Source organism: Nocardia sichangensis (assembly GCF_047200615.1).
Classification (GTDB): domain Bacteria; phylum Actinomycetota; class Actinomycetes; order Mycobacteriales; family Mycobacteriaceae; genus Nocardia; species Nocardia sichangensis.
In genome coordinates this window covers 1-13,196 of record NZ_JBJZOK010000031.1, presented here as the reverse complement: position 1 = coordinate 13,196, position 13,196 = coordinate 1, and the positions used below count along the sequence as shown (strand labels likewise).

At 68.7% G+C, this 13,196-nt stretch carries 9 protein-coding genes; all 9 read left to right on the top strand.

Features of this window, described 5'->3' with window-relative positions; translation table 11 throughout:
- The first annotated feature begins 3 nt into the window (after positions 1-3).
- The 9 genes from ACL03I_RS31735 (at position 4) to ACL03I_RS31695 (ending at position 12,962) form a co-directional block, all read left to right on the top strand.
- On the top strand, positions 4-945 hold the full coding sequence (locus ACL03I_RS31735; RefSeq protein ID WP_355076609.1) for a GlxA family transcriptional regulator: 942 nt from the start codon (positions 4-6) through the stop codon (positions 943-945).
- 222 nt (positions 946-1,167) lie between these two features.
- The gene (locus ACL03I_RS31730) at positions 1,168-2,844 is read left to right on the top strand and encodes a S8 family peptidase (protein WP_412807668.1); all 1,677 of its coding nucleotides are present in this window, start codon (positions 1,168-1,170) and stop codon (positions 2,842-2,844) included.
- Between the two features lie 4 nt (positions 2,845-2,848).
- Positions 2,849-3,256 (top strand): PIN domain-containing protein, encoded by a 408-nt coding sequence (locus tag ACL03I_RS31725; protein WP_355076605.1) that lies wholly within the window; start codon positions 2,849-2,851, stop codon positions 3,254-3,256.
- An 89-nt stretch (positions 3,257-3,345) separates the two neighbouring features.
- Positions 3,346-3,696 (top strand): hypothetical protein, encoded by a 351-nt coding sequence (locus ACL03I_RS31720; RefSeq protein WP_355076603.1) that lies wholly within the window; start codon positions 3,346-3,348, stop codon positions 3,694-3,696.
- Positions 3,697-4,217: 521 nt separating this feature from the next.
- Positions 4,218-5,861, top strand: a complete 1,644-nt coding sequence (locus ACL03I_RS31715; protein WP_412807667.1) for a fatty acyl-AMP ligase — start codon at positions 4,218-4,220, stop codon at positions 5,859-5,861.
- A 30-nt stretch (positions 5,862-5,891) separates the two neighbouring features.
- A complete protein-coding gene (locus ACL03I_RS31710) occupies positions 5,892-6,158 on the top strand; it encodes an acyl carrier protein (protein WP_356965404.1) in 267 nt (88 codons plus the stop codon).
- A complete protein-coding gene (locus ACL03I_RS31705; RefSeq protein WP_412807666.1) occupies positions 6,155-10,441 on the top strand; it encodes a type I polyketide synthase in 4,287 nt (1,428 codons plus the stop codon). Before ACL03I_RS31710 ends, ACL03I_RS31705 begins: the two co-directional genes overlap by 4 nt.
- Before the next feature lie 430 nt (positions 10,442-10,871).
- Complete coding sequence (locus ACL03I_RS31700) at positions 10,872-12,479, top strand: carboxylesterase/lipase family protein (RefSeq protein WP_412807665.1); 1,608 nt, start codon at positions 10,872-10,874, stop codon at positions 12,477-12,479.
- Positions 12,480-12,710: 231 nt separating this feature from the next.
- On the top strand, positions 12,711-12,962 hold the full coding sequence (locus ACL03I_RS31695) for a S1 RNA-binding domain-containing protein (protein WP_355076594.1): 252 nt from the start codon (positions 12,711-12,713) through the stop codon (positions 12,960-12,962).
- Positions 12,963-13,196: the final 234 nt, after the last annotated feature.

Genomic DNA, 13,196 nt, shown 5'->3' with positions numbered 1-13,196 from the left:
GACATGAGGTCATTGGCTGTTCTGGCCGTCGACGACGTGATTCCGTTCGATCTCTCGGTTCCGCTCGAAATCTTCGGGCGGGCCATGCAGGAAGACGGCACCGCGGCGTACGAGGTTCAGGTCTGCGGGGTGCAGTCGGACGTTCCGTCGAAGTTCTTCGACATCTCATGTCTCGGGGGAATCGACTATCTCGAGGACGAGGCCGAAACCATCGTCGTGCCGGGAGCGATGAGTTATCGGTCGCAGATACCGGATCGGTTGCGAAAGGCGTTGGTGCGCGCCCATGAGCGCGGTGCGAGGGTGGCATCGATCTGCTTGGGCGCGTTCACCCTCGCCTCGGTGGGGTTGCTCGACGGAAAGCGCGCGACGACGCATTGGATGGCCGCTACCGAATTGTCGAGGAGCTATCCGCGCGTTCGAGTGGATCCCACGGTGCTCTACGTGGACAACGGGAGCATCCTGACTTCGGCCGGCGCCGCGGCCGGGTTGGATCTGTGCCTCCATATGGTGCGCACGGATTACGGGACCGCGGTGGCGGCGGATACCGCCAGGTTGTCGGTGATGCCGCTGACCCGCGACGGGGGACAAGCGCAATTCATCGTGGAACGTCCGCGCTCGGAGGCGGACAGCAAGTCCATCAATCCCACACTGGAGTGGGCGGAGATGATGCTCAGTGAGCAGATCACCGTGCTGGATCTCGCGGAACGAGCCGGAGTCAGCAAGCGCACGCTGATCCGGCGCTTCCACGAGCAGGTCCGGATGACGCCGAACGAGTGGCTCCAGACCGCCCGGGTGCGCAGGGCGCAGGTGTTGCTCGAGACGACCATTCTGACGATGGAGTGCATCACCGTTCGAACGGGATTTCCTTCGGTGGCCGCATTCCGGAAGGTCTTTCGCAAGACCGTGGGGGTGACGCCGCAGGAGTACCGGCGGGCCTTCCGCTGACCCGTCGCGCGGCTGCCCGCGTGACCCGTCGTCTCTCGCCGTGGATTCGCGTACCGGTCCGGATCCACGGCGAGAAGTCCCGGGCGCGACGTCTGCGGATTCCATGGGTCTGCCGAGGCGGGAGCCGCCGACACGAGAGTGTCGCTCTACTCCGTGTTTCCGCGGTGGCCGCAGTTTTGGTTCATAGTTGGTGCTTCGGTCCCCACGGCGAAGGAGATCATGGTGCCCACGGCGAATTTCGGTACGAAGGACGATCCTGGTTTCGAGCTGGCGCAGAGTCCCGATCTGATCGTGGTGCGCACGCACAGCGGTCGCGGGATCCGGCGGCAATCAGGGTCGGTGCGGACCCCGCTCGGCGCCGAACTCGACGACGCGACACTGGTGCAGGCCTACCCGGAGGCGGGGGTGGAGGTCTACCGGCTGCCCGCGGGATCGAGATCGGTGGAGCAGCGCAAGCCGGTGCTCGACGCCGCGCCGGAGGTGCGGTTCGCCGGGCACGTCCTGGTGGATCCTGGCACCGGGGAACCGGTGCTCTATACGGAGAACATCTTCGTGAAGTTCGTCGACCGCGTCGATCGGGAGCATTGTCTCGCTGTGCTCGAAGCTGCGAATCTTACTGTGAAGCAAGAGGTTTCGTACGCGAACAATGCGTACTTCACGGCGGCAACGGAGGGCACCGGCCAACAGGTGTTCGACATCGCCGCCGCGCTGCTGAATCGCGACGACGTCGAGTACTGCCATCCCGAGCTGATCCGCAGCCGCGCCAAGAAGACCATCTTTCCCCAGCAGTGGCATCTGAAGAAGACCACCATCGGCGGTGTCACGATCGACGCGCATGCCGGAGTGGAAGCCGCCCACGCGATCACCCGAGGGGCCGGGGTGACGATCGCGATCATCGATGACGGCATCGACATCGACCATCCCGAATTCGCCGGTGCCGCCAAGATCATCGCGCCACGGGACGTCACGGCGAAGACCGGCGATCCGCGCCCGAAGGACAGTTTCGGAACCGGCCCCGACAACGGTGACAATCACGGCACCGCGTGCGCGGGCGTGGCCTGCGCCAACGGCGCGGCCGGGGCATCCGGAGTAGCGCCGGAAGCCCGGCTGATGCCGATCCGGCTCGCCTCCGGGCTCGGTTCGCAAGCCGAGGCGGACGCCTTTCAGTGGGCCGCCGACCACGGCGCGGACGTCATCTCGTGCAGCTGGGGCCCGGCCGACGGCGCATGGTTCCAGCCGGGCGATCCGGCGCACAACCGGGTCGTGGCGCTGCCCGCGAGCACCAGGCTGGCAATCGAGCACGCCGTCACCAGCGGACGCGGCGGCAAGGGCTGTGTGGTGCTGTTCGCGGCGGGCAACGGCAACGAGTCCGTCGACAACGACGGCTATGCCGGTTTCGCGAAGGTCATCGCCGTCGCGGCCTGCAACGACACCGGTAAGCGCAGCGTGTACAGCGATTTCGGCAAAGCGGTGTGGTGTGCGTTCCCCAGCAGCGACATCGGGCACCGCCCGTTCGGGCATCCCGCCCCGCTCACGCCCGGAATCTGGACGGTGGACCGGCACGGTGCCGACGGCTACAACCCCGGCACGACGGCGTCGGGCGACGCGGCGGGCGACTACACCAACGACTTCGGTGGTACGTCCAGCGCTTGCCCGGGAGCAGCCGGGACAGTCGCCCTGATGCTGTCGGTGAATCCCGGGCTGTCCTGGGTCGAGGTGAAGAACCTGCTGAAAGGCGCCTGCGACAAGATCGATCCGCAGGGTGGCGGCTACGGGTCCGACGGCCACAGCGACAAGTACGGGTACGGCAGGATCAACGCCCTCGCCGCGGTGCGAGCGGCGCGGCCGGAGGGAGCCGAATCCGCCGCCGATGCGGTGCTCACCGTGGGAGGAGACTGAGGGGGTGACGGCGGAGGGCGTTCGGTTGATCGTGGTGGACGCCGCGAATGTCATCGGTTCACGACCCGACGGATGGTGGCGCGACCGCCCGGGTGCCGCTCGGCGACTGCTCGAGCGGATTGCCGGACTGCCGGAACGTCTGGCGGAACGCACCGAGGTGATCGTGGTGCTCGAGGGAGCGGCGAAGACCGCGGTCGATGCGGCGGACCCGGAGGTCGGCGGCGTGCGGGTGGTGCGGGCGGACGGTTCGGGCGACGACGCCATCGTCGGTGTGGTGGCCGCGGCTCGTGCGCAGGACGGCCGCCGTCCGATCACCGTGGTGACGGCGGACCGGGGACTGCGTGATCGCGTGGCGGTTCACAGCGCGGATGCGGTCGGTCCACGCTGGTTGCTCGACCGCGTCGGCTCCTGACGCGGTCAGCGCCGGGCGGTAGGTCTCGCATTGATGACGCCCGGCGTTTCACCCATCTGTCCAGTCCGTTTTGCGGCAGTCTGAGCGGTATGACCGCCTCCGACGTCGTGGGGATGCCGTTGCTCTACCTGGTCGAGATCTCCGAGCCAGGTTACTTCAATCGGCCGTGGTGGAAGATCGCCAGCACCGGCGCGCCCGGTCAGGTTCGCGCGGCGCTCGCCGAACTGGCCGTGCGGGTCGAGCGGGACGTCCAGCGCGCCGGCGGCGCGGGTCGGTGCTGGTACCGCTACGACGTGCGGTGGTCCGACGGCGCGATGCTCGAGTGTTTCCAGGGCGCGATCCGATCGATACTGATACCGGGGGAGTTGCGCTGCCTGGCCGTCGCCCTGACCTCTGCGACGACCGTCGATTTGCGCTCCGCCGAGCGTCCGCCCTGCTGAGTTGGCACTGGTGACAGACGCGTAGAGCCCCGAAGGCTTCGGGGCTCTACCCGTATCCGCGACTCAGTCCAGCAGAGCCGGTTGTTTGGCGTCCTGCTGTGCGGCACTCGCGTGTCCCGCCTCCGTGCGAGCCTCGGCGCAGCAGATCGCGGCCATCATCCGTCGCCCGGATCAGGCGGGCCCGCCCATGAGCCGTATCGGACGAGACTGCCATGGCCGCTCCAGACGAGATAAGTTGCTTGCGCTATGCAACTATAGAGTGATTGCTTGCGCTAAGCAACTAGTGTTGCGGCGGTCCTCGGCCGGTCACGGATATGTGCGGTCAGCAGATCGGCAGCTATCTACACGGCGGCGCGGGAATACCACCACCCCAGGGGTGTCACGATGCCACCCTGTGGGTTTGCCGGGCGCTCCCTGCGGTCCCTGGTTCTGCGGTTATGGCCAGCGCACAGTAGTAGCCGAACTCCCGATGCCGATCGCTACGAAGGAACCACGAGATGCAGCCGACTTTCGTTCACCACATGAGGCAACAGGTTGCCGAATATGGGGATGCCAGGTCATACACCTATCTTCGTGAGGCCGGGCTCGAGCTCAGCGAGGAGATCCGCACCTACCGTGAACTCGACCGTGACGCCAGAGCGTTCGCGGCTTGGCTCGCGGGCCGTCCGGAGTCGGTCGAGCCGGTCGTGCTGCTCTATCTCGACGGTATGGCCTTCTTACGGGCGTTTCTCGGGTGCCTGTACGCCGGGGTCGTGGCAGTTCCCGCGCCCGTGCCGCACGATGCGAACAGCACGCGACGGCTGGCAAGTGTGATCGCGGATTCCGGCGCCCGATTGGTACTCACGACCGCGCACTTCCAGCCGCTGGTCGAAGCGGCTGCGCCCGTGACCGTAGTCGCGGCCGACGGTCCGCTCGGTGAGCCCGACGCGTGGCGGATGCCCGCCATCGACGCCGCCACGATCGCCTTCCTGCAATATACGTCCGGCTCAACCGGCACACCCAAAGGCGTTGTCGTGACCCACGGCAATCTCATGCACAACGAGGCCGCCATCGCAGCGGGCGGGATGAACGATGCCGGCACCGGCGTCGGTTGGCTTCCGCACTTTCACGACATGGGTCTGATCGGGCTGCTGCTGGGGGCGGTATACGCCGGCGCGAACCTGGTGTTCATGGCGCCGACGACGTTCCTCAAGCGCCCGGTGCGCTGGCTGCGTGCCATCGACAAGTATCGCGGGACCTTCACCGCCGCACCCGATTTCGCCTACGACCTGATCGCGCGCCGGGTAACCGACGAGCAGTTGGCCGATCTCGATCTCAGCACGCTCGAGATCGCGCTCAGCGGCGCCGAACCGATCCGTGAGCGGACCATGACGGCGGTGCTCGAACGGTTCGCGCCCGTGGGTTGGCGGCCGACGACATTCCGGCCGGCCTACGGCCTGGCCGAGGTGACGCTGCTCGCCAGCGGCCGAACCGCCCCTTCGGCGCCGGTCTTCCTCGACATCGGCCACGAAACTCGGCTCGTCGGCTGCGGACACGCGGCCCGTGGTCTCGATATCCGGATCGTCGACCCGCACCGGCGGCAACAGCTGCCGGAGAACACCGTCGGCGAAATCTGGATTCGCGGCGGCAGTGTCGCCGTCGGTTACTGGAACCGCCCAGAGGAGACCCGCGAAACCTTCGAGGCTTACCTCGGCACCGAGGGGCCGTTTCTGCGCACCGGTGATCTCGGTCTGCTGAGTGACAACGAGTTGTTCGTCGCGGGCCGCCTGAAGGATCTGTTGATCGTCAACGGACGCAACGTCTATCCCCAGGATATCGAGGGGATGATCGGCGAGTTGCATCCGGCGTTCGCGGACAGTGCAGGCGTCGCCATATCCGTCGATGCGAGCGGCCGGGAGAGGCTTGTCGTGCTCCAGGGTGTCAAGACGGCGCTGCAAGGCGACACCACCCTCGCCCAACTCACCTCGACGATCAAGTCGGCGATCGCTCGCAGGTTCGACGTACCCGCGCCGAGTGTCGTTCTCGTCGCGCCCAGGTCGGTGCACCGCACTACCAGTGGGAAGGTCCGGCGCAGCTCGATGCGGAAGGCGTTTCTCCAGGGCCGCGTCGCGAATGTGCTGCACGAGGATCTCGAACCGGCGCTGAGCCGATCCATGACCGTCTGATTGATCGAAACCCGCCGAGGAGCCTGAAACATGTTCAGCGCCATCACTGTTCGCCCGAAGACGATCGAGGATTGGCTCGTGGAGCGCGTCGCGGATTACACCGAGCGCGCACCGCACGAGGTGGATCCGTCCGTCCCGCTCGCCGAGCTCGGCCTGGACTCCGTCTCGGCGGTGAACCTGTGCGGTGAGATCGAGGACCGATGGTCGCGCGAGGTCGACCCGATCCTGGTCTTCGAGTACCCGACCATCGCCGATATCGCCGCCTACCTCGCCGCCGAATTCACCCTCGCCGCATGACCGACATCGCCATCGTCGGCATCGACTGCCGATTCCCCCAAGCACCCGATCCGGCCGCGCTGTGGCGGCTGCTGATCGACGGACGTGACGCGATCTCCGAGGTCCCGGCGAGCCGCTGGAACGCCGCCGACTTCCACGACCCGGCCGGTGCGCCCGGCACCATCAACACTCGCGGCGGCGGCTTCCTCGACGACGCGGACGCGTTCGACGCCGAGTTCTTCGGCATCCCCCCGCGCGAAGCCGAGGCGATGGACCCGCAACAGCGATTGCTGCTGCAAGCCACCTGGCGGGCCTTCGAAGACGCCACACTCGACCCGCGCGGCCAGGCCGGTTCGCGGACCGGGGTGTTCGTCGGCGTGATGGCCAACGAATGGGCCAACCTGCAGATGAGCGACTACGCCGCGATCACGCCGCAGCACGGCTCCGGCAACGGCTACTTCATGACCGCCAACCGGCTGTCCTACCAGTTCGACCTGAGAGGAACGAGTGTCGCGGTCGACACGGCCTGCTCGTCGTCGCTGGTCGCGATCCACCTCGCCTGCGGCGCGCTGGCTTCCGGCGAGTGCGACCAGGCCGTCGCCGGTGGCGTCAACCTCGTGCTCACCCCCGCCGTCGGCGTCTTCTACACCCAGGCCGGTCTCTCCGCTCCTGATGCTCGGTGCAAGCCCTTCAGCGGCAGCGCCGACGGGATCGTGCGCGGCGAGGGCGTCGCGGTGCTCGTGCTCCGGCGGCTCGCCGACGCGCAGGCGGCCGGCCTGCCGATCTACGCGGTGATCAAGGGCAGCGCGGTCAATTCCGACGGGCGGAGCAACGGCATCACGGCGCCGAACCGGTGGGCGCAGCAGCAGGTGATCGGGGAGGCGTGCGAGCGTGCCGGGGTACGGCCCGAGCAGGTGGATTTCCTCGAGGCGCACGGCACCGGAACGGTGCTCGGCGACATGATCGAGGTCAAGGCGCTGGGGCAACTGCACGGGCGCAACCGGTCGCGGCCGTGCGGAATCGGTTCGATCAAGGGCAATCTCGGTCACACCGAGGGCGCGGCGGGCGTCGCGGGCCTGATCAAGGTGGCCCTCAGCCTGCGGCACGGTGTCGTTCCGCCGTCGCGGTTCGCAGATCAGGAGAATCCGCGGCTGCGGATGAGTCAGCAGGGTCTGCGTCTGCTCACCGACGCGATGCCGCTGGACGGTCCCGGCTACGGCGGAGTCAGCAGTTTCGGCCTCGGCGGCACGAACGCCCATGTCGTGCTGGGCAGCCCGCCCCTCACCGGAACGTCAGGGACGCCCGGTGGCGGAGTGCTCACCCTGTCGGCGACCGACGCGGAAGGCTTGCGGCGCAATGCCTATCGCCTTGCCGATGCCTTGGCGGCCATGCCACAGGACCAGTTCGCGCAAGTCTGCTGGACCAGCAACCGAATCAAGTCCTCCGGTCGCGCCAGGCTCGCTGTCGCCGCGGCCGATCGCGACGCCGCGATCGCCCGGCTGCGCGACGGTGCGGAGACCGGGGTGGTGCGGCCGGTCGGCGTCGGCTGGATGTGCACCGGCCAAGGTTCGCAATTCGCGGGCATGGCACGCGTGTTGGACGCGGCCGTCCCGCTGTTCCGGCACGCGCTGGAGCAGGTCGACCAGGTCATGGCGGCCCATCTCGGCCGGTCGGTGCGCGAGCTGATGCTCGACGAGCACACCGAGATCGACCGCACCGAACTGGCGCAACCGGCGATCTTCGCGATGGAGTACGCCTTGGCCGAGTCGCTCGCCCGCACCGGCGTCCGTCCGGCCTGGGTGATCGGACACAGCATCGGCGAGTTCGCGGCGGCGGCAGTGGCGGGCGTGTTCGACCTGGACGACGCCTGCCGTCTCGTCGTCGCACGAGGCGAGCTGATGCGGCAGCTCCCGGAGGGCGGCGCGATGCTCGCCGTGCGAGCGGACCCGGCGGAAGTCGCCGGAATGCTCTCCGGCCGAACGGACGTCGCGATCGCAGCCGTCAACGGTCCGGGGGAGATCGTGTTGTCCGGCGCCGCCCCGGCGATCGTCCGCATGCGGGAGGCGCTCGCGGCGCGTGGGGTCGGAACCAGGCCGCTCACCGTATCGCACGCCTTCCATAGCCCGCTGATGGAACCCATGGTGGAGCGGTTCGAGGCGGTCGCCCGCGAATGCGCCTATCGGACACCGGTTCTGCCGCTCTATTCGACAGTGCGCGGTCGCCTGCTCGACGCGAACGAGACGATGGACGCCACTTACTGGACCGAACACGTTCGCGCCACAGTGCGCTTCGGCGAGGCGGTCGAGGCCGCGCTCGGCACCGATCCGAGCCATGTGATCGAGATCGGGCCGCGCCGCGTCCTCGCCGCGCTGGTGGGCCGGATCCGTCCGGATCTGGCGCCGCGCTGCCTGACGCCGAGCCCCGGCCCCGGCGCGACCGGCGGCGAATTCGCAGACGTCGTCGCCGCGCTGTACCGCGACGGACTCGACCCCGACTGGGACCGGCTCTACGAACCCGCGCAGCGCGTGCGCCGGAGGCTGCCCGGCTACGAGTTCGCCACCGACCAGCGATTCTGGGTCGACCCATCCACCACGCCTTCCCGATCCACGCAAGCCGAGGAAACCTCCATGGACCAGTTGATCGCACTCTTCCGGGAACAGAACGCCGTCCTGGCGAGTCTCGTCGGCGCGCCCGGAGAGCAGCGGGCGGGCGCCGCGTCCCTGACGGAGCCGACGGTGCGGCAGCAGATCCCGGTGCCGACGACCACCGCGAAGCCGCCGCCCGCACCGGAAGCGGTCGCGGCCGTCGTTCGCGCGGAATGCGCGAGGGTCAGCGGATTCCCGGCCGATCGGCTCCGCGATGCCCAAACCCTCGGCGCCGACCTGGGATTCGACTCCCTCATGGTGACCGACCTGATCGCCGCGCTGGTTCGCAAACTACCCGCGGCGACCATCGACCCGGCTCGGTTCACGCCAACGACGACGCTCGGTGGCGTCGTCACCCATGTCACGACCTCGGCGGGTGCGACCATTCCGCCGCAGAGCGCGCAAGCCATGGCCGCCGAGTCGACCGAACCCCGGCACACGGTCGTCGAGCCGGAGTACCGGATCTCGGAATTCGGGGAGGTCAAGGCGATCGCCGACCGGTTCTCCGGCGTCGAAGCGCTCGGTCTGTCCAACCCCTACTTCCTGATCAACGACGGCATCACGCGGGACACCTCCGTCGTAGACGGCACGTCGGTGCTCAACTTCTCCAGCTACAACTATCTGGGGTTGTCCGGTCATCCGGCGGTCGTCGCCGCCGTGCAGGAAGCCGTGGCGCGCTACGGCAGTTCGTGCTCGGCCAGCCGGATCCTCTCCGGCGAGAAACCGGTGCACCGCGAACTCGAGACCGAAATCGCGGGCCTGCTCGGCACCGAGGACGCTATCGCGTTGGTCGGCGGCCACTCCACGAACGTCACGATCATCGGGCACCTGGTCGGCCCGGAGGACCTGGTGATCCACGACAGCCTCGCGCACGACAGCATCGTGCAGGGCTGCAAGCTGTCGGGCGCGACCCGCCGCCCGTTCCCGCACAACGACCACGCCGCCCTCGACGAACTGCTGACCGAGATCCGCGGCCGGTACCGGCGGGTGCTGATCCTGATCGAAGGCGTCTACAGCCAGGACGGCGACATTCCGGACCTGCCCGCGATCATCGCGGTCAAGAAGAAGCACAAGGCGCTGTTGATGATCGATGAGGCGCACAGCATCGGTGTGCTCGGCGCGGGCGGTGGGGGCATCGGCGAACACTTCGGCGTCGCCCGCGACGATGTCGAATTGTGGTCGGGAACGATGTCGAAGGCGCTCGCCGGATGCGGCGGGTACGTCGCGGGCAGCGCGGAGCTGATCCGATTCCTGAAATACACGACTCCGGGGTTCGTCTACAGCGTCGGCATGACGCCGATGAACGCCGCCGCCTCGGCCGCGGCGATCCTGCAGATGCGGTCCGACGGCGAACCGCTGGAACGCCTACGCCACAATTCCCGGCTGTTCCTGGGACTGGCCCGGGAGGCGGGCATCGACACCGGCGACAGCCATGACACACCGATCGTCCCGTGCATCGTCGGCGACTCGCTGAAGACGCTGAAACTGTCGAACGCGCTGCTGCGCCGCGGCGTCAACGTCAACCCGATCCTGTACCCGGCGGTGCCGGAGAATCTGGCGCGCCTGCGGTTCTTCGTCACCGCCTGCCATACCGAAGACCAGATCCGCGACACGCTCGAGATTCTTGCCGAGGAACTCGCGTTGCTCGCCGACAGCTGACGCGCGACTCGGCTGTCGCCGGTCGGACGCGTACCGACGGTGGCCACCGGTCCGCGGCGACCGGAACGGCTGCGTCTGTACCGCGACGCGCACCGGACCGCTGTAGCATCAGCCGGGTGCCATTGCCGCAGCTCAATCGGTAACGGCGACTTTCCGCGGGTTGGATGGACGATGAGGGCCGGGCACGGCGTCCGCTGTCGGGTGTTGTTCGAACGCCGTCGACGCAGTCGGCCAGGAGGGTTCACGGGCGCCGTACACGTGTGACTGCCAGGTGAAGGGTTCGAGCGGCGATTCGGTTCCCGCCGCGTGCGTCCGGTCGACTCCTGATCCGAGGGTGCACGCCGAGCCGATCGATGCCGGCTACCGCGGTGGACGAGGCCGCCTGCCTCGCCGCCGACCGTAGCGCTCGCATCGGAGGTAGGGCACAGCCATGATTCGCTCGATCGTGCGAACCGCGACCGCTCTGACGGTCGCCGCCGGTACGTGGTTCGCGGGTGCTCCGGCGCCCGTGGTCGCGTCGCCGCCGCTGGATGTGGTGGTGACCGGCGGCGCGATCTCCGGCCGCGCCGTCGACGGGATCACCGAATACTTCGGCATCCCGTTCGCCGCGCCCACCGGGGGCGAAGCGCGGTTCGCGCCGCCGCGCCCCGTGTCGCCGTGGCCCGGCGTGCGCCCTGCGCGCGACCACGGGCCGCAGTGTCCGCAGACGGGATACCTGCCCGGCATACCGTCGCTCGCGCCTACCGGCGAAGATTGCCTGACCATCGATGTCTACGCGCCGGACGGCGACCGCGACCGCGCGCGGCCGATCATGGTGTTCTTCCACGGTGGCGGCTATCTCGACGGCTCCAACACCGAATACGACGGTCCCACCCGGATGGCCGCGGATGGCGACGTCGTCGTGGCCATCCCCAACTACCGCCTCGGACCGTTCGGCTTCCTGGCACTGCCCGAGCTCGCGGCCGAATCCGGCGGCGCCACCGGTACGGTCGCCATCCAGGATCAGCAAGCCGCGTTGCGCTGGTTGCGCGACAACGCCCACGTCTTCGGCGGCGATCCGGACAACATCACGATCTTCGGGGAGTCGGCCGGCGCCGTCAGTGTCTGCACCCACTTCGCCGCACCCGGCTCCGACGCCCTGTTCGCCAAGGCGATCATCCAGAGCGGTCCCTGTGCCCAAGCGCCCCTGGCACCGAGCGATCGTGCCGACGCTTTCGCGCGCTCGCAGCGCTATGCGGACAGCGTCGGATGCGGCGACGCCGCGAGCCGGCTGGCCTGCCTGCGCGCACTGCCCGTATCGAGACTCCTGGACTCGCCGATCGCCCGATCCGAGGGGGAGAATCCCATTTGGTTTCCCGCCATCGACGGCGTCGTCATCACTCGGACACTCGACGAGGGCCTGGTGGGGGATCCGAGGAAAGCGCCGATCCTCATCGGGACCACCACCGCGGAAGGTGCGTTGATCGTCGCCGAAACCGACTATGCCCGCGGCCACATCCCGGACGCGGCGAGCTACGAGCGTTTCGTGCGCCGGTCCTTCGGCGCCGACGCGGACCGCGTCCTGGCCCGATATCCGCTGGACCGATTCCCGTCACCGGCAGCAGCCCAGGTCGCGGTGATCACCGACAGCGAGCTCGCCTGTCCCACCATGTCCACCAGCCGAACGGCGCGCGATGCCGGACATCCACTGTGGCAGTACGAATTCGATCAGGCGCCGCTCGGTGCCGCCAATCCGGTTCTGCCCGGCGCCTTTCACTCCGCCGAGCTCTACTATCTGTTGACCAGATTCATGGGCGTGCCGATTCCTTGGACCGGCGCGTCCGCCGCTTTCGCCGCGCAGATGCAGCGATGGTGGACCACCTTCGCCCACACCGGTGACCCGAACGCGCCGGGTTCCCCCGAATGGCAGCCCTGGCCGGCGTCGACGGGAAACGGCCCCGATGGATCCGCTCTGCTCATGCGGGCGACCGGCAGCGTGATGACGGACGATTTCGCCGCCAGGCACGACTGCGCGTTCTGGGCGGAAATCGACCGCTGATCTATTCGCCCAAAGTCCGTGATGGACTGTGCTTTTCGTTGTTCTCCGGCTCTTGATCTTGCCGTGCCGCTTCGCGCTGGGTTATGGTCGTCGCCATGACTGCCGGGTCGGCGACACGCCGCACACAGAACGGTTACCCGGCCGCGCTGTGATCATCAGGCGGGCCAGGGGCCCGCCGCCTTCTTCGCGAATCCCATGTCACTACAGGGACGCCGGAAGGAGGTGAAACACATGTCCCATTCGGAATCACCGCAGCGCGGATGGCCGGACTTCGTCGCCGCACACGCTCGGGGCGGAGTGCTGGAGGCCACTGTCGTGCAGATCGCGCCGTTCGGCGCGTTCCTGGAGGTCGCTCCAGGAATTCACGGATTGCTGCACCGCACCGAGTGGTCCACCGAACCGCAGGTCGGTGCCACTCTGACGGTGCGCATCCTCGATATCGATACCGAGAGGCAGCGGGTCGCTCTGGCGCACGCTGAATAAGGCTCGGCACGGGCGTGGGGGGGGGGGGGGGGGGGGGCGGGGGGCGGCCCGCCGCGGCGGGCCCGCCGGGAGGGGGCGGCGGGGGGCGGGGGGGGGGGGGGGGGGGGGGGGGGGCGGGGGGGGGGGGGGGGGGGGGCGGGGGGGGGGGGGGGGGGGGGGGGGGGGGGGGGGTGGGGGGGGGGGGGGGGGGGGGGGGGGGGGGGGGGGGGGGGGGGGGGGGGGGGGGGGGGGGGG

Bases quoted from the DNA above. Each gene is read 5' to 3' on its own strand.
- ACL03I_RS31735 (WP_355076609.1), top strand. From the start codon at position 4: ATGAGGTCATTGGCTGTTCTGGCCGTCGACGACGTGATTCCGTTCGAT.
- ACL03I_RS31720 (WP_355076603.1), top strand. From the start codon at position 3,346: ATGACCGCCTCCGACGTCGTGGGGATGCCGTTGCTCTACCTGGTCGAG.
- ACL03I_RS31715 (WP_412807667.1), top strand. From the start codon at position 4,218: ATGAGGCAACAGGTTGCCGAATATGGGGATGCCAGGTCATACACCTAT.
- ACL03I_RS31710 (WP_356965404.1), top strand. From the start codon at position 5,892: ATGTTCAGCGCCATCACTGTTCGCCCGAAGACGATCGAGGATTGGCTC.
- ACL03I_RS31705 (WP_412807666.1), top strand. From the start codon at position 6,155: ATGACCGACATCGCCATCGTCGGCATCGACTGCCGATTCCCCCAAGCA.
- ACL03I_RS31700 (WP_412807665.1), top strand. From the start codon at position 10,872: ATGATTCGCTCGATCGTGCGAACCGCGACCGCTCTGACGGTCGCCGCC.
- ACL03I_RS31695 (WP_355076594.1), top strand. From the start codon at position 12,711: ATGTCCCATTCGGAATCACCGCAGCGCGGATGGCCGGACTTCGTCGCC.